The following is a 16,662-nucleotide window of genomic DNA, read 5'->3' on the forward strand; positions in this document are numbered from 1 at the left end:
CCTACTCGTCGCCGTCTGGAATATACTTCCGGCTATCTTACCTTAGGATTGTCTCAAGGAGGCGGCGGGGGAGTTGGCGTTGATCGAGGAGGCGGATGCTCGATCGGCCGATGTCATGCGGCTGCGGGTGGAGCTCTACCACCAATCCAAGCAATGGAGGCGGCTCGCCATGGCGGGGGAGTCGTTGGCGGATTTGGCGCCCGAGGAGGAGCAGGGGTGGATTTCCTGGGCGTATGCGTTGCGGGAGTTGGAACGCGTGGCGGATGCTCAGGATGTGCTGTGGCGGGCCGAGCCGGCTCACGGGAAAACGAGCGCCGTGCTGCATTACAATCTCGCGTGCTATGCTTGCCTGTTGGGCGACCTGAAGGAGGCCAAACGGCGGCTGGCGATGGCGGTAAAAATGGATGACGAATTTGAATCCAGTGCGTGGGATGATCCCGATCTCGCGGCCTTGCGCTCCGATGGCGAAGCGGGAAATGACGTAAAGGAGTCGTGATCCGGGTTGGCATCCAACTCACATTGCCGAAGGTTAGATCGGTAGCATGCATCACCGATTCGCACCATTCTCGATCCGACGGTTGCGGGGTGGCGTGCTGCTGGCTTTGTCCCTGTCGATCGGAGTCGTCTTGCGAGCGCAGCAGCAGGCGGCGGTCGAGGACGAGTGGGTCGTGGATACGGAGGGGTTGTTTGAGTTGGGGCGGGCGTTGTTTGAGGAACACGCGCCCGATGACATCAAGGCGCAGTTTCGCTTTCCGTCGCGGGACGAGTTTGACGAATTTGCGGTGCGGTTGCAGCGGGCTTTGCAGGAGGGGTCGCTGGACGATCTCGCCGACTATCGGGCGGAGGCGCAGGCGGCGTTGATCGCGGTGCGGGCGTTTCCGGACTATGCGCCGTATGCGGATTGGTTGCAGGAGCGGTTGGACTACATCGACGCGGCGGGGTGGATTCGCGCGCAGCCGCCGCCGCGGCCGGTGGTGAAGCCCGTGCCGAACGAGCCGGTGCGGGCGGCGCCGTCGCGTCCGCGGGAGGTGGTGCCGCATTACGATTTGTGGGTTTCGCGCATGCAGGATCGTCCGAGGCCGGCGGTGGCGTCGCGGTTCGTGCCGGGTTTGCAGCCGATTTTTGCGCGGGTGGGCGTGCCGAAGGATTTGGTATGGTTGGCGGAAATCGAATCGTCGTTTAACCCGAATGCGCGCAGTCCGGTGGGGGCGCGGGGACTGTTTCAATTCATGCCCGGCACGGCGACGGACATGGGGTTGAGTTTGCGTCCGTTTGACGAGCGGGCCGATCCGCGGAAGTCGGCGCAGGCGGCCGCGAGTTATCTGAAACAATTGCACGGGAAGTTTGGTTCCTGGCCGTTGGCGTTGGCGGCCTACAATGCGGGGCCGGGCCGGGTTGACCGCACGCTGAAGGCGCATCGGGCGGCGACTTACGCGGACATCGCGGAGGCGTTGCCGGCGGAAACGCGTATGTATGTGCCGAAGGTATTGGCCACGGTGGCGGTGCGTGCGGGCGTCTCCCCGGCCGATCTGGCGCGGGCGATGACGGCGGTGAAGTGAGCACGTCGCGCGGAAAGACCGGTCGCTATATTCTCCCAACTCTCTCTCGTATGGCCCGAGAAAGTGATTTACGGTTGGAATCACCTCATGGAAACGACCACCCCGACGGAGAGTATTGCGCTGTTGATCGACGCGGATAACGCACCGGCGGCGAAGATTGATTTTATCATCGCGGAGCTGGCGTCGTATGGCGTCGTCAACATTCGTAAGGCTTACGGTAATTGGAAGAAGTCAGAGCTCTCGGGCTGGGAAAAGGTGCTGCACGAATATGCTATCCAGCCGCGGCAGCACTTTGACATCGTGAAGGGGAAAAACGCGTCGGACATGGCGCTGCTGATCGACGCGATGGACATCCTCTACACCAAGAGCGTCGGGGTGTTTTGTCTGGTGTCGTCGGATTGTGATTTTACGCCGCTCGTGCTGCGGCTGCGAGAGGAGGGCAAGCGGGTGATCGGTTTCGGCGGCAAGACCGCGCCGGAGCCGTTTGTGAACAGTTGCTCGCATTTTCTTTTTCTGGATGAAAAACCCGCCAAGGCGGACGCGACGGCGCGGCCGAAGGCCACCGGCAAGAGCCTCAAGGGAGACACGAAGCTCATGAACGTGCTGCGCAGCGCGGTGGAAGCCCAGGCGGATGACGACGGCTGGGCGCATCTGGGTCCCGTGGGGAATCACATTTCCAATCAGGGGTCATTTGTGACGAGCAACTATGGTTATCGAAATCTCAGCGGCTTGTTTGGGGCCGTTGATGCGTTCGAGTTGAAGAAAACCAAAACCGCAACGGGCGGCACGCTCTACACGGTGCGGTTGAAGCCGAAGATCGCGAAGAAGGACTGAGCTCTCCCAGCTTGTAAAAACTTTGTGAGTTTCACGCCCGCTCTTTGCCGGGGACCGCTTTTGGGAAGACTTAGCGCTAAAGCGGCGTTTCACTTTGTCGATAACGGATGAATACAACCGTGGTAACGACTGACATAAAACCCAAGCGGCATCGGGCCAAAATAACGGAGTGGTTGGATAACCGAGGCTTCGGTTACGTGGGCATGGGCGAGGCGCGGGTGTTCGTGCACATCCGGGATTTTGTGGAGCGTATCAAGATGCCGGAGACGGGTGACGTGATCACTTATACGTTGGGACATGACAAACAGGGGCGCGTTTGTGCGACCTCGGTGATGCAGGTGGGTTATGGCGGCCAGGTGAGCTTGGGCGCGTGGATCGGTCTGGCGGTTTTGCTGGCGGCCCCCGTTTACGCGGTGGTGACGGAGTTGGACCGGGCGCGCTGGCCGGGAGTGGCGGGTGCCGTGGCGGTGGCGTCCTTGATCACGTTTGCCCTGTATGCTTTTGACAAGGGGCAGGCGAAGCGGGGGGCGTTTCGGATGCCGGAGGCGTGGTTGCACTTGGCCGAGTTGGCGGGTGGTTGGCCGGGGGCGTTTTTAGCGCAGCGGGCGTTGCGGCACAAATCGACCAAACCGACTTACCGTTTCACTTTCGGTGTGATTGTGCTGTTCCACCAGTTTGTCGCCGTCGACTTGATCTACGGTTGGGAAGTCAGTCGCCACTTACGTGAGCTGTGGAACTTCGTGGTCGGCTCGTGAGCGGCAGCCGTTCACGCGGGGTTTTAACGCCCAGACGCGAAGACGGAGCGAGCGCGACGAAGACGCCGAGGACGGTCTGCCCCCCGGCGGCGGGATTCTCTGTCTCCAAAGAAAAATAGATCCGCCTCACCGCTTTGAGGTCTCCGCGCTCTTCGCGGCTTGGCGTTGAGACAAAAGCGTCCGCCCGGCGAGGGTCTGCTTCGTTATTTGGCGCGATTCCAGGCTTTGTGAAGTTCGCGGCGCAGGACAGCGGCGGCGGGCCATGACGGGCAGATTCCCGTGATGTTGTAGCCGGCTCCGCCGGGCCAATAGGGGCCGAGCTCGGGGCAGACGAACAGGGTTTTGTCCTGATTGCGGGGCGCGGCTTTCCAGAGCCGGAACAGGTCTTCGGTGAATTTCAGGTAGGACTTTACCTCGGGCGTGAGACGGCCGTTGTGGGTCACTGAGATTTGGCAATGATGGCCGTTGAAGGGGCGGCAATGCGACTGCTCCGAGCGTTGCACCAGTTTAGGGTGGTCGAGCAAACGGGAACTGTAGTTGTCGGGACCGAGGTGCTTCACCACGGCGAAGTGGGAGAAGTCGAAATTGAGCACGATGCGCTCGCCGGTCGCCTTCTTGTAAAGCTTGGCGATCTCATAGGTTTTTTCCGGCGTCTCGGTGCAGGTGTCGCGGTGCACTTCGAGCGACATGACCAGGCCGCCGATCTTGTCGGCGATTTTGACCATCTTGATCCAATGCTTGGCGGCGACGGAGGGTTTGGTGAAATCGTCGTCGAGTTGGACGTTGATTTGCACGGCCCCGGCGTCCTTTTGCTTTTGGATGAGATCGGCGAAGTCGGCGGGTTTGCTGGTGGAGATGAAACCCAGGCGGTGAGGCAATTCATACTTGTCACACAGGGTCGCCATCTCGGGGGTGAGCGCGGTTGTGATACCGTCGAACCCGGCTTCGGCCACGGCGGCGATTTTCTTTTCCAAGGACCACTCGCGCCGGGGAGAGGGATGACCGACGAGGGACCAGAGATTGGCGATGTGGGCAATTTGAGGCATGCGACATTTCAAGCATGACTCACGACCGCTTGGCGAAATGAAAGCCGCTGAAAATTCACCGGGCAGGCGGCGGTGGTCGCTGGGTTCTGGTCGCGGCGGACGGAGAAAACTTGATATACCTGAATAACAGGTAATATGTGTCGGCATGGCCCCGAAAATTGAGCTTACCCCCGAATTGCTGGCGGAACTGGAACGGCGCCGGGACAGCGAACATCCCACGGTCGAAGCGGTGATCAGCAGTTTGCTGGCGACGTCCGGCGGTCGATTGATCGGCGATCCGTATTATTCCTTCACGTGTTCGGCGGCCTTTCGTTCGCTCACCAACGACTCGGATCGTTACCTTGCGCTGTTGGCCAAACTCCACGCGATGCATCGGGGGGAGTTCGCGGAGTTCGTGCAGGGACAGAGTTTTAAACGGCGCTATTTCGGCCTCTCGGCCGCCGAGGTGTGCGAGGCTTCGCGGCACAATCAGGCACGACAGATTCCGGATTCCAAATACTGGGCGATCATGAACATCGATACCCCGACGAAGCGTCGTTTCCTCAAGCGACTGTTGATTTTCATCGGCTATCCCGATGAAATGGTAACGCACGTGCGGGGTCTGATCGGCAACGGTTGAAGGGGGGAGGAGCCGTCATTCCGCTGCGGCTCCGGCGGGAACGACAGGGCGGTGGTGGGATCATGAACTTCATCGGTCGTCCGTTGTCTGTGAGGACCGTTCGTTTTTTATCTTTAGTTGCCGGAGCGTTTGGCCGCTAACTGGCTGCAACCCCTCTCGTTGGCCGGTGGTGGGTCCATGTCCGATTCCGGCTGAACTGCTCCTCTTACATTGTGAAAACGTCCAGCATCTCTCTGCGCGTCGCTGATTTCCTTAAACAATATCCGCCGTTTGAATACATGGCGGAGGCGGAGTTGTTGGAATTGGCCCAAGGCGGGCGGGTGAAATTTCACGAAGACGGGGAGATCATTTTTTCCCCCGGCGAAGAGCGGGGGCGCTGGGTCTGGATGATCCAACGCGGCGCCATCAACCTCTATCGGCCGGGCGAACGAGGCGAGGAGCTGATCGACGTGAGAGTGGAGGGGGATCTGCTCGGGGTGGATTGGGCCGATCCCACGGTGCCTTATCCGGCCACCGCGAGGGTTGCGGAGGAGAGCATCCTCTATGCTCTGCCGTCGGATCGTTTCGTCGAAGTCTGCCGGGGCAACGCGAAGGCGGCCGCGTTTCTCCAATCCTATTTTGTGGTTAAAAAGGCGGGCGAACTGCCCGTCACCGAAACCGATGCGTTTTCGCTGGGCGAGCATTCGGCCGACTGGCTGCTCGATGTCGCGGAGCCCGATGGGCGCGCCACCAACCGCTTGCTGTTGGCCAATCCGGAGCAGCCAATCCGGGAGGTGGCGAAGATGATCGCGCCGGGTATGCAGGAGGCCGTGGTGGTCGTCGATGCCGAGCGTCGTCCCATCGGGGTGGTGACGGAGGCCAATTTTTCCGCGCAGGTGGCGACCGGGGATGTGTCGGTCGACACGCCGGTGCGTGATATCATGTCGCAGCCGGTGGTGACCATCCCGCCTCGCACCCAGGTGGGGGATATCGTGATGACGATGATGCGGCGGCGGCGGCATCACCTCGTGGTGACCGAGACGGGTGGAACGGATGGTCGCGTGGTGGGGGTCGTGGGGGAAAAAACGATACAGGCGGTGCACGGCAACGTGCCGGTGTTTTTGTCGAAGGAGTTCACGCTCGCGCGCGATTTGCACGAGTTGCGTCGGTTGCGGGACCGGGCCGATGAGCTCTTGTTGCGATTTGTTGAAGGCGAGGCGCGGGTCGAATGGTTGACCAATTTCGTCGCGCAGGTGGATCGCATGCTCACTGAGCAGACGATCGTCCTGGCCAAGGAAAAGTTGCTGCTGCTCGACCTGGTGGAACCCGACGTGGCCTGGTCGTGGGTCGCGTTTCACTCGGAAGGGCGCAAGGAGCGACTGCTCCGCTCGAGTCAGCGCACGGGCATCATCTACGCCGATCCCGCGCCGGGGGTGGATCGCGAACCCATGCTGCGATGGTTCAGCGCCTTGGCCAACGAACTGGGGGCGGTCTTTTCAGTGTGTCGGTTCCCGCTCGATCGCGGCGGGCGCATGGCGAGTAACTCCGAGTGGTGCATGTCGGTGTCCGAATGGCAGGCGCGGTTTCAGCAGTGGGTGCAGTATCCGATCGAGAATGAGATCATCACGCTCACGCCGTTTTTTGACCTGCGGGCGATCACGGGAGACCGGTCGTTGGTCCAGCAGGTGCGGTCCACCATTCGTGACAGCATCGTCGCCAATCCGGCGTTTGTGCCGCTGCTCGCCACCGACGCAATGGCGCACCTGCCGCCCGTGACGGTGTTTCGCGGTTCGGTCATCGATGCGGCGGGGGAGGTGTCGGACATGATCAACACCAAGTCCCACGCGCTCACGCCGTTGGTGGATATCGCCCGCGTATTCGCGCTGGGCCTTGATTTGGGGGACGCCACGTTTACGCCCGACCGTCTGCGCAAGGCGGGCGAAAAACTGCCGAAACACGCGGCGTTGTTCGCGGAAGCGGCGGAAGCGTTTGACCACGCGCTCAAGCTGCAGACCCGCGTGGGGCTTAACCGCGGCGATGCGGCACGCTTTGTGCGTCCGGACGAGTTGACGCGGGTGGAGATTCAGCGGCTCAAGTCGATCTTCCGCACCGTCGCCCAACTCATGGATATCACGGTGAAACATTTTCATATCAATGCCGAGTAAGGCGCCGTGACTATGACTGATTCCACGTCATTGCCGGTCGAGATTCAGCGTTATCTGGCCGCCACGGCGGACCCGCTTCCCGATGACACGCCGATCGAGCGGCTCCGTTTTGTCGCGCTGGATTGCGAAACCACCGGCACGGACGCGACCAAGGACGCGATCATTTCCATGGGCGCGATCGCGGTGATCGACGGTGAAATCCGGTTGGAAGAGGAGTTCGAGGCGCTGTTGAAAATCCGGCACAACACGTCCTCAGTCGTCGTCCACGGCATCACCGCCGAAGAAGCGGCGCGGAAGGGGGTTTACGTGGAGGAGGCGCTGACGCGGTTCTTGGACTATCTGGGCAATGCCGTGATTGTGGGCCATCACATTGGGTTCGATGTGGAAGTGATCCAGCGCGCCTGCCTGCGGAATTTTGGCATCGAATTGAACAATCGTTGGATCGATACGATGGAGCTCACCCTGCACCTCGATGACGTGGGGGCGATTGAGGCCATGCGTCGATCGGTCGGCGGCACAGCGTCTCCATTCCAGGATTTTTCGTTGGATGGATTATGCCGACGCTTCCGGATCGCGCCGCACGATCGCCATACGGCGGCGGGGGATGCGTTCATCACCGCGCAGATTTTTCTCAAATTGTTGCGGCTCGCGCAGCGCCACGATCGCACGACCCTGGGCGCACTCGCGGAACGATGGGTCGACCCGCGGGATACGGAGGAGGCTGGGGGAGGCAGCCAGAAGTAGGAGGTAAGCTGTCGGGGTGGGGCATTCGGGCGATTTCACGCTTCCCACTTCATTTTCCCGCCTTCATTGCTGCTTGCTTATGTCTACCGCACCGAATCATCGCACGATGGCTGAATTCTACATCAAGGGCCTCACCGGCGGCTTCATCGATCCCGACGAGGTGATCAAGTGGGCCGACGATCTGCTCTGCAATGATCCGGACACGAAGGATTGGATGATCGATATCTCCACCGCCGGAGCCGATGACCGCATGGGCGTGGTGCACCACTTGCACGCGGTGAAAGGCGACGTCGACGAAGCCGCGTTGGCGGCGCTGTTGGCCGCTCGCGAAGGATAAGGCAAACAAATGGCATAAACGTTTTGACCGTTGAGAGGCAGGCGGTTAGATCACCTGTCATGCCCCCATCCTTCCGCTCCCTTGTCGGCGCCCTGGTCTTGACCGGGGCGGCATCGCTTTCAGCTCAGTCCATCATCAGCGCCCATGCCGACTACGACGTGGCCGATGGTTTGATTGAGTGGTCGTTTGTGCTCGATGAAGACTTGAGCACGGCGACGGTGACGCATCTGGTGCTGGGATTTGATGACGGGTCGGGCGTGCCGGGGATCTTCTGGGATGACGTGGCCCATGTAACGGTGCACTCCTCCACGTTTCATGTGACCAAGGAAGACGTGTGGCCCGACAGCGGCGCGGGCATCAGTTACCTCGAACTGAACTTCAACAGCCCATTCACTCTGGGCGGTGCGTCGGCGACCCACAGCTTCAATTACCAGACGAGCGGCACCAATGGTTTGGCCAACTCCGCGAATTTCTTCGTCTCATTGTATGCCGACGGACCAGCGACGCAGAACGTGTCGTTGGACGGAAGCTTGGTGGCGACGTTGTCGGGTTTCGGGACCACGGCGACGGATTTGAGCGCCGTGCCGGAATCCTCCGCGGCGGCGATCTGGGCGGGATTGGCCGTCGTCGGTTTCGCGGGTGTGCGCCGACGCCGCGCTCCGCGTGGGGCGGCGGTTCCGCGCCGTTAAAGGATTGCCACGGAGCCGGGAGCTCGTCTTTGTCCGCCTTCCGCCTCCCGGGGTGGCTTAGTTACCCTTCCAGTTTTAATCCGCCGTCATCCACCTCGTGGATGGGGCCGTGATCAGTAGGCGTCGACCCCGCGTTGACGCCTTTTTTGTCTCCAGATTCCTCCGCATCATGACCAATCCATTCATCAGAAAACAAGGCACGTTTAAGGACGATGCCCTTTCCGGGCTCACCGTGGCGCTGGCGTTGGTGCCCGAGGCCATCGCGTTTGCGTTTGTCGCGGGCGTGCCGCCGTTGGTGGGGCTTTATGCCGCGTTCTTCATCGGTTTGATCACGTCGATCTTTGGCGGTCGGCCGGGTATGATTTCCGGGGCGACCGGCGCACTCGCAGTGGTCATGGTGGCCCTCGTGCAAGAGGGTAATGCGCGGGGCGGCGAGGGGGCGGGACTGGAGTATCTTTTTGCGACGGTCGTGTTGATGGGCATCATCCAGATCACGGTGGGCGCGTTGCGGTTGGGTCGGTTGATTCGACTCGTGCCGCACCCGGTCATGATGGGTTTTGTCAATGGCCTCGCGATCGTGATTTTCCTCGCCCAGCTCGACATGTTCAAGGAGCGCAGCGGAGCCGAGGTCGGCGGATGGCTGACCGGATCCGCGCTGTGGACCATGCTCGGCCTGACGGCGCTGACCATGGCGATCATCCATTTTCTGCCTAAGTTCACCAAGGCGATCCCGTCCTCCCTGGCGGCGATTCTGGTGGTGGCGGGCATTGCGTTTCTCGGCGTGAACACGCAGGTCGTGGGCGACCTGGCTTCGGTGCAGGGCAGCCTCCCGCAGCTCCATCTCCCGAGCGTGCCGTTCAACATGGATACGCTCGCGTTCATTTTCCCCTATGCGGCCATTCTGGCGGCGGTGGGCTTGATCGAGTCGCTCATGACGCTCCAGTTGGTCGACGAGTTGACCGAGACGCGCGGGCAGGGCAACCGCGAGGCCGTGGCGCAGGGCGCGGCCAATATCGTGACGGGATTTTTCCAAGGCATGGGCGGTTGCGCGATGATCGGGCAGAGCTTGATCAACATCCGATCGGGTGGCCGCGGACGCACCTCCGGCATCGTGGCGGCGTTGGGTTTGTTGACCTTTATTCTGGTGGGCGCGCCGTTCATCGATCGCATCCCCATGGCGGCGCTCACGGGGGTGATGTTCATGGTCGTGATCGGGACGTTTGAATGGGCGACCTTTGAGACGTTTGGCAAGGTGCCCAAGAGTGACATCCTCGTGATCGCCATCGTCACGGGCGTGACGGTTTACGCGGATCTGGCGATCGCGGTCCTGGTGGGCGTGCTCGTGTCGGCGCTGGTTTTTGCGTGGAAAAGCGCGCAACACGTGCGTCTCGTCGTGTTGGAGGACACCCACGCCCAGCGCACCTATCTCATGAGCGGACTGCTTTACTTTGGCTCCGTGCGCGAATTTGCGGATCAGTTCCGACCGGCGGAGGACCCGAATGATGTCGTGATCGATTGCCGTGACACCCGCGTTTGCGATCTCTCCGGGCTCGAGGCGATCAATGCGCTTGCCGAGCGTTATCGCAAGGCCGGCAAGACGCTGCACTTGCGCCACCTCTCGCCCGAGTGCCGTATCCTGCTGGAGAAAGCCGGGACGTTGATCGACGTGCAGGTCATGGCCGACGACCCACATTACTCGGTGGCGCGCATCAACGCCGACGGCAAATTTGAATAACCGCGGCGCGCGCGTGGAATCCGATGAGCGGGGCCGACTCCAGCGCGGGGCCGGGTCGTCATCGGGGCCGGTGCGGTCAGGAAGTTTTTCACAACATTGCGTTGGGGTGAGTGATTGAATCAGGATCGCATCTTGTCTGTCCCCAGAAAAATTCGCCGTCTGCATGTGCTTTTCATCGCCGCGCTGGTGGTGATTGCCGTGCTGGTGCTGGGGACCCAGTTGCTGAACTCGTGGATGACCTCCGAGCAGCGCAATGGCGGCGAATTGATCAACGTCGCCGGTCGCCAACGCATGCTGAGTCAGCGGGTGATCAAAACCGCGTTTTTCCTGAACGGCACCTCCGACCTCGCCTCGCGGGGCGTGCTCAATGGCCAGCTGCAAAAAGCGCTCGATGACTTCGAACAGGGCTGGCGCTCCCTCACCGATGAAGCGGGGCGTTTTGCCGATTGGTCGAGAGATCCGTGGGTGGCGCCGCTGTTGGCGGAAGTTGCTCCTCACCATGCCGCGTTGCGGGCCGCCGGGCAACGCGTGGCCGATCACTTCGCCGAGCCGGGGGCTGTCTTGCTGCCGCCGGAGCATGCGGACCTCGTCCAACTCCGCGGCAGCGACCAAGCGTTTCTGCTGCGCATGGACGACATCGTCTACACCTATCAGGCCATCTACGAAGCCCGGGTGAATCGGATCATTACCTTCGAGTGGATCCTCACCGGTCTCACCTTGTTGGCGCTCTTGTTGGAGGCGTTGTTCATCTTTCGCCCCATCAACGAGACCGTGCGCAACTTCCTGCAAGAGGTGACGACCAACCAACGCGAGTTGCAGTCGCAGAATATTCGACTCGGCAAGGCGCGCGAAGACGCCGAGTCCGCCCTCAAGGCGCGGTCCTCGTTTCTCGCCACCATGAGTCATGAAATCCGCACGCCCATGAACGGCGTGATTGGCATGACGGGGTTGTTGCTCGATTCCACGGAGCTCAGCCGGGACCAGCGGGACTACGTCAAAACCATCCGCTCGTCCGGCGACACGCTGATGACGCTGATCAACGACATCCTGGATTTTTCCAAGATCGAGTCGGGCAAGATGGATCTGGAGCAGCAGCCGTTTGATCCGCGGCAGTGTGTGGAGGAAACGATCGAGTTGTTGTCGACCTCCTTGCGCGGCAAGTCCGTGCAACTTCTGGCCGCGATCGACGCCAACGTGCCCGACGCCGTGGTGGGCGACGTGACCCGCATTCGTCAGGTGCTCGCCAACCTGGTCGGTAACGCGACCAAGTTTACCGCCCAGGGCGAAGTGGTGGTTTCACTCGCCGTCGAGCAAGTGGCCGAAACCGATTTTGTGCTGTTGCGCTTTACGGTGCGCGACACCGGCATCGGCATTCCGGCGGACAAGTTTGACCGCCTCTTCTCTTCCTTCGAGCAGGTGGACGCGACGACCACGCGACGCTTTGGCGGCACCGGGCTGGGGCTGGCGATCTCGCGCCGACTGGTCGAGCTCATGGGCGGCAAACTCACCGTCACCAGCACGCTGGACGTGGGCTCGACGTTCCAGTTCACCGTGCCCAGTCAAGTCGCGCCTTCGATCGGTGGGTCCACGCCCGATGAACTGGTCGGTCTGTTGCAAGGCCGGGTATTGTGGATCGTCGACGACAACGCGGAAAGCCGTAGAATTTATCGTGCCATCGGCGAGCAGTGGGGCATGCACGTGCAGACGTTTGACGATCCCGCCGATGTGCTCACCGCCTTCTCGGGGGACGATGAGGGACCGGCCGTGTTGGTCACCGACATGCAGATGCCCGGCATGGATGGCTTGGAGTTGTGTTGCACCCTCCGCGACATCGAGGCCGAGCGAAAGTGCACCACCGCCGTTCCGATCGTGCTGCTTTCGTCGGGAGGCTTCGATGCCGCCGATCCCCGTTGTGCGTCCGCGGCGTTTTTTGCGGTGTTTCTCAAGCCGGTGCGGCAATCCCAGTTTATCTCCACCCTTGCCCGAGCGCTTGCACCCGCGCTCCCGCCCGAACCGACACCTGATTCGCGAGCCCCGTTTGGCGACCCGCTGGCCTCGTTTGCCGACCGTCATCCGTGGCGCATTTTGGTCGCGGACGACAACGGGGTTAACCAAAAAGTGGCCGAGCGCATCCTGAGCGTGCTTGGCTACCGGGTCGACCTGGTGGCCAATGGCGCCGAAGCTGTCGAGTCCTGCCTGCGCTTTCACTACGATGTCGTGTTCATGGACGTGCACATGCCGGTGATGGATGGCCTCGCAGCCACCGCCGCCCTGCATGAAAAGCTCGGGGAGCAGGTGCCGTGGATCGTGGCCATGACCGCCGCGGCGATGAGCGGCGACCGCGAGAAATGTCTCGCGGCCGGCATGCACGACTACGTCTCCAAACCGGTGAAGCGACCGGAGTTCGAGCGCGCCTTGGCCGAAGTCAAAGTGAAGCAAAGTTAGCCCTGCGAAAACCAGGTCGCAGGATCGAGTTGGTAGAACGTTTCGAGCTCCGCATACAACGCGGGCTGTTTGCGTTTGAGCTGCCGCGGCTTTTCGAAAAACGCCTCCGTCGCGACCGCGAAAAATTCGGCCAGATTGGTCGCTCCGTAGACGTCGAGCACGTTGCGCTTGCCCGCGGCGGCCATGCGTTCGAGGCGGGCGTGTCCCGCCGTAATCACCTGCGTCCAACGCGCATAACGGTGCGCCGGTCCGAGCCGGGGGATGCCGTCGCCACCACCGTGCGCCTGATCGAGTTGGTGGGCGAATTCGTGGAACGTCACATTGTGCCCGTCGAAACAATTGCGCGCTCCCTGCTGCACGGCGTTCCACGCCAGCACCACCGTGCCGCTGGTCGACGATTGTCCGAGGCGCACCACCTCCCGCTGCATGACGATGCCCGCCGGTCCGTGCAGCGTCTCGGTTGCGCGATACGCCGCCGGATAAACCAACACCGTGCGCAGGTTGGGGAACGGGATGCCCGTTTCGCTCAGCACCAACATCCCCGCCTGACCGGCAATGGTGAGCACCATTTCGTCGGTGAGTTCGAGCCCGCCGCAGGCTTCGAAATGAACCCGGTGCACCAGCCCGGTGATGCGTTCGTGCAACTGCTGCTGCAACGCGGCGGGCAGGCGGGCGTAGACCGGGATGTTGGCCTCCAACACGGCGATCCATGCCGGATCAAACGTCACCGGCTCCTGTTCCGGCGGATCAAACCACGTCGCCAGACGCGCCCAGAAGCTCATGGGCGGGGGGCGAGGAGAGGAGAAGGCAACATGACGCCACCGTGAGCGACCCGCGGTCGCGAAGAAAGCCGAAAACCACTCGCCACCCGCTCAGTCCATGTGCAACGCCTGAATGGGGTTGAGGCGGGAGGCCCGCCACGCCGGTATCCAGGTAGCTAATACGGCCGCGGTGCCGACGGCCGCCGTCGACAAACTCAGCGGCAGCGCAGTGATGCCGTCCATGTCGTAGGCCACGCTCGTGAGCAGACTGCTCAGGGCGAACGTGCCCGCGATGCCGATCACAATGCCCATGCCCACCCAGCGCAGGCCCTGGCCGAACACCAGCCGCAGAATGTCCCCGCTCATGGCCCCGATCGCCATGCGCACCCCGATCTCCCGCGTGCGTTGCACGATGTGGTAGCTGAGCGTGCCGTAGAGCCCCACCGCCACGAGTCCGAGGGCGGCGACCATGAAGAAATTGACGAGACCCGCCACCGCGCGCTCCCCGGCGGTGGCATCGTTCACCACCTGGTTGAGCGTGCGGACGTTTTCCAGGGCGAGTTCATGATCGAGCTCCGTGATCGCAGCGCGCAGCTGCGGCGCGAGAAACGAGGCCGGTTGGGTCGAACGCAGATTGATGTGCACGGTCTCCCCCCAATGACGCGGCGGCGTCGTATACATCTCGGGCTGCGGCTCGGCGGTGGCACTCCACTGTCGCACGTTTTCGACCACGCCGACCACCGTCGCCGTATACCACGGGTCCTCGGGCTGGTTGGCGCGGAAGATCTCGCCAATGGGGCTTTTATCCGGCCACGCCTTTTCGACGAAGGCGCGGTTGACCACGACCCCGAGATGGCCGTCTTCGGTCATGTCGTCCGTCGCCGTGAGATTGCGTCCCTGCAGCAGGGTAATGCCCATGGTGGCAAAGTAATCCGTGGTGACCGAGGAACGCTCCACGCTCGTGCGCCGCTGGGTCGGGTCATACGTCTCGTCGTTGACGAGGGCGTTGGTATTGCTGCCGCCTTCGAGCGGTAATTTTGAGGTCAAGCCGACGCTGGTCACACCGGGAATGGCCTGCAGGTGCTCCGTGAGTTTAGACCAGAAACGCACCCGGTCCTCGTTGTCGTCGTAGGCGTCGCTGCGCAGGTTGAGTTTGGCCGATAGCACGAGGTCCGTGCTGAGCGATTGGTTCTGTTCGAGGATCTTGAAGTAGCTGGCCGAAAACAACGCCGCCCCGTTGGCCAATACGAAGGCGACCGCGATTTGCGCGATGATCAAGGCGCGCAGCATGTGATGCCGCGCCCGCGAACCCACCGCGCCGCGCGCATCGCTGCGAATCACGCCGACGAGAGAAGTGCGTGCCGCCGCCAGCGCGGGCGGGATACCGGCCAGCAAGGTGGTCAGAACGGTGGCCCCCAACGCGAAGAGCAGGGCGGCGGCATCGAGAGCGATGGCGGCTTTGCGCGCTTCGCTGGTCGGAGCGATCAACTTGAGCACCTCGATGCCCCCGTAGGAAAAGGCGAGGCCCACCGTGGCACCGAGCGCAGCCAGCACCAAACTCTCGGTCAAAGCCAACCGCACCAGACGGCTCCGCGTGGCCCCCAACGCGACGCGCACGCCGAACTCGCCCTGCCGCTGGGCGCTGCGGGCGAGCAACATCGAAGCCACGTTGGCGCAGGCCACCAGCAGCACCAACGCGACCGCGCCGAAGAGCAACCACACCTGTCCGCCCACATCGTTGGTCATCTCGTAGTGGAGCGAACGCACGAGGAATTCCTTGCGCGTGTTGCTGTCGGGGTAGAGCGCAGTGAGCTGCGTGCCGATCGACTTGATCTCGGCGTCGGCGGACCCGACCGTCGCGCCATTGTGCAACCGCGCGACTCCGCACAGATAATGACTGTCGCGCTGCTCCCGCTCATCCTCCCCCCAGATGTAGGGCGTCCAAACCTGACAGTCCTGCGTGCGCATCCACGGCGCGGCAAATTCGAAGTCGGCCGGCATGATGCCGACCACGGTCACATTGCGACTGTTGAGCCGCACCGTTTGTCCGACGAGATCCGGCGTGCCGCCAAACGTCTGCTGCCACAGCCCATAGCTCACGATGGCCACCGGGGCTGCCCCCTCGACCTCATCGGCCGGTTCGAGGAACCTCCCGCGAAAAGGTTGCACGCCGAAAGCCCGCAACACCCCGGAGGTGGCGCGCACGCCCGCGACGGCCTGGGCTCGCTCCGTCCCCACATTGACCGACCCCGGTTGGTAGACGCCGAAATCCGTGAACGACGTGTTCTGCTCATGGAGATCGTGAAAGTCGGCCGGCGAAAGCGGCCACCCGTCGCCCGACCACACCTGCACGATTTTTTCGGACTCCGGGTAGTCGAACGGATGCATCACCAATGCCCGCAATGTGCTGAACATCGCGGTCGAGGAGCCGATACCGATGGCCAGAGTGAAGGTGGCAATGAGAGCAAAGCCGCGGGCTTTGGCGAGGTGGCGCAGGGCAAGGCGAAGGTCGGTAAGCATGGCGGAAAAAAGCTGAAACGCTGAAATGTGAACATACGGACCCGTGCGGAACGACACGCCGGGCACGTGCTACAGAACCCGCGGGAGGGCGCAGAGGTTACAGATTATTTTCCGGCGCGGAGCCGTCACCCTGCGACGACCTCCTGCATGTAGGGCGTTCGCTCGCGAATGCCGCCGTCTACCGGACTCACTTGAGCCAACGGACGATCATCTTTCACACCAAGACCGCCAAGCGGTGCCGGGGTGAAGCTTCGCTCTCAACTTCGAACCACTTCTAGTCCGCCTTGGAGGACGACGTCGTCCGACGTTGCCTCGCCAAGTCCATCAACCCCAACCCCCCTTTCCTCCCGTGATCAGCGGCCAGTTCAAAACAGACTATATGAGTTTAAACCTGACCCTTTTTGGCGTGCTCCGCTGTTAAACGACATGCGTCGGTGACTGTAAAGGCTTCCGCCTTCGCTCTGGCGAGCTTCG

General features: G+C 62.0%; 14 protein-coding genes. 11 read left to right on the forward strand and 3 right to left on the reverse strand.

The window, feature by feature from the left end:
• Positions 1–73: 73 nt before the first annotated feature.
• The 4 genes from PXH66_RS22455 (at position 74) to PXH66_RS22470 (ending at position 3,148) form a co-directional block, all read left to right on the forward strand.
• Complete coding sequence (locus PXH66_RS22455; RefSeq protein ID WP_330932171.1) at positions 74–496, forward strand: TPR end-of-group domain-containing protein; 423 nt, start codon at positions 74–76, stop codon at positions 494–496.
• Between the two features lie 46 nt (positions 497–542).
• Positions 543–1,559 (forward strand): lytic transglycosylase domain-containing protein, encoded by a 1,017-nt coding sequence (locus PXH66_RS22460; RefSeq protein WP_330929499.1) that lies wholly within the window; start codon positions 543–545, stop codon positions 1,557–1,559.
• Between the two features lie 87 nt (positions 1,560–1,646).
• Positions 1,647–2,393 (forward strand): NYN domain-containing protein, encoded by a 747-nt coding sequence (locus PXH66_RS22465; RefSeq protein ID WP_330929500.1) that lies wholly within the window; start codon positions 1,647–1,649, stop codon positions 2,391–2,393.
• A gap of 119 nt (positions 2,394–2,512) precedes the next feature.
• Positions 2,513–3,148: a DUF1294 domain-containing protein gene (locus tag PXH66_RS22470; protein WP_330929501.1), complete on the forward strand. Its 636-nt coding sequence runs from the start codon at positions 2,513–2,515 to the stop codon at positions 3,146–3,148.
• Between the two features lie 203 nt (positions 3,149–3,351).
• Here the strand turns inward: PXH66_RS22470 and PXH66_RS22475 are convergent, their stop codons facing one another.
• Positions 3,352–4,194: a hypothetical protein gene (locus PXH66_RS22475; RefSeq protein WP_330929502.1), complete on the reverse strand. Its 843-nt coding sequence runs from the start codon at positions 4,192–4,194 to the stop codon at positions 3,352–3,354.
• Positions 4,195–4,339: 145 nt separating this feature from the next.
• Here PXH66_RS22475 and PXH66_RS22480 point away from each other — a divergent pair, with 145 nt between their 5' ends.
• The 7 genes from PXH66_RS22480 to PXH66_RS22510 all read left to right on the forward strand — a co-directional run bounded on the left by PXH66_RS22480 (position 4,340) and on the right by PXH66_RS22510 (position 12,907).
• A complete protein-coding gene (locus tag PXH66_RS22480; RefSeq protein WP_330929503.1) occupies positions 4,340–4,813 on the forward strand; it encodes a hypothetical protein in 474 nt (157 codons plus the stop codon).
• A 212-nt stretch (positions 4,814–5,025) separates the two neighbouring features.
• Entirely contained in the window at positions 5,026–6,957 is a 1,932-nt protein-coding gene (locus PXH66_RS22485; protein ID WP_330929504.1) for a DUF294 nucleotidyltransferase-like domain-containing protein, read from the forward strand.
• Between the two features lie 12 nt (positions 6,958–6,969).
• Positions 6,970–7,701 (forward strand): 3'-5' exonuclease, encoded by a 732-nt coding sequence (locus PXH66_RS22490; RefSeq protein ID WP_330929505.1) that lies wholly within the window; start codon positions 6,970–6,972, stop codon positions 7,699–7,701.
• 79 nt (positions 7,702–7,780) lie between these two features.
• Positions 7,781–8,038, forward strand: coding sequence for a hypothetical protein (locus tag PXH66_RS22495; RefSeq protein WP_330929506.1), 258 nt, complete (start codon positions 7,781–7,783; stop codon positions 8,036–8,038).
• A gap of 59 nt (positions 8,039–8,097) precedes the next feature.
• Complete coding sequence (locus PXH66_RS22500) at positions 8,098–8,727, forward strand: hypothetical protein (RefSeq protein ID WP_330929507.1); 630 nt, start codon at positions 8,098–8,100, stop codon at positions 8,725–8,727.
• 169 nt (positions 8,728–8,896) lie between these two features.
• Positions 8,897–10,462 carry a SulP family inorganic anion transporter gene (locus PXH66_RS22505; protein WP_330929508.1) on the forward strand — a complete coding sequence of 522 codons (1,566 nt, stop codon included), beginning with the start codon at positions 8,897–8,899 and terminating at the stop codon, positions 10,460–10,462.
• A gap of 132 nt (positions 10,463–10,594) precedes the next feature.
• On the forward strand, positions 10,595–12,907 hold the full coding sequence (locus tag PXH66_RS22510) for a response regulator (protein ID WP_330929509.1): 2,313 nt from the start codon (positions 10,595–10,597) through the stop codon (positions 12,905–12,907).
• Here PXH66_RS22510 and PXH66_RS22515 read toward each other — a convergent pair.
• Both PXH66_RS22515 and PXH66_RS22520 read right to left on the reverse strand, forming a co-directional pair.
• The gene (locus PXH66_RS22515) at positions 12,904–13,689 is read right to left on the reverse strand and encodes a M90 family metallopeptidase (RefSeq protein ID WP_330929510.1); all 786 of its coding nucleotides are present in this window, start codon (positions 13,687–13,689) and stop codon (positions 12,904–12,906) included. The genes PXH66_RS22510 and PXH66_RS22515 overlap by 4 nt on opposite strands.
• Before the next feature lie 90 nt (positions 13,690–13,779).
• Entirely contained in the window at positions 13,780–16,188 is a 2,409-nt protein-coding gene (locus tag PXH66_RS22520) for an ABC transporter permease (protein WP_330929511.1), read from the reverse strand.
• Positions 16,189–16,662: the final 474 nt, after the last annotated feature.

Origin of the sequence: Synoicihabitans lomoniglobus, assembly GCF_029023725.1 — a bacterium.
Classification (GTDB): Bacteria; Verrucomicrobiota; Verrucomicrobiia; order Opitutales; family Opitutaceae; genus Actomonas; species Actomonas lomonigloba.

Bases quoted from the DNA above. Each gene is read 5' to 3' on its own strand.
- PXH66_RS22460 (WP_330929499.1), top strand. From the start codon at position 543: ATGCATCACCGATTCGCACCATTCTCGATCCGACGGTTGCGGGGTGGC.
- PXH66_RS22465 (WP_330929500.1), top strand. From the start codon at position 1,647: ATGGAAACGACCACCCCGACGGAGAGTATTGCGCTGTTGATCGACGCG.
- PXH66_RS22475 (WP_330929502.1), bottom strand. From the start codon at position 4,194: ATGCCTCAAATTGCCCACATCGCCAATCTCTGGTCCCTCGTCGGTCAT.
- PXH66_RS22480 (WP_330929503.1), top strand. From the start codon at position 4,340: ATGGCCCCGAAAATTGAGCTTACCCCCGAATTGCTGGCGGAACTGGAA.
- PXH66_RS22490 (WP_330929505.1), top strand. From the start codon at position 6,970: ATGACTGATTCCACGTCATTGCCGGTCGAGATTCAGCGTTATCTGGCC.
- PXH66_RS22495 (WP_330929506.1), top strand. From the start codon at position 7,781: ATGTCTACCGCACCGAATCATCGCACGATGGCTGAATTCTACATCAAG.
- PXH66_RS22500 (WP_330929507.1), top strand. From the start codon at position 8,098: ATGCCCCCATCCTTCCGCTCCCTTGTCGGCGCCCTGGTCTTGACCGGG.
- PXH66_RS22505 (WP_330929508.1), top strand. From the start codon at position 8,897: ATGACCAATCCATTCATCAGAAAACAAGGCACGTTTAAGGACGATGCC.
- PXH66_RS22515 (WP_330929510.1), bottom strand. From the start codon at position 13,689: ATGAGCTTCTGGGCGCGTCTGGCGACGTGGTTTGATCCGCCGGAACAG.
- PXH66_RS22520 (WP_330929511.1), bottom strand. From the start codon at position 16,188: ATGCTTACCGACCTTCGCCTTGCCCTGCGCCACCTCGCCAAAGCCCGC.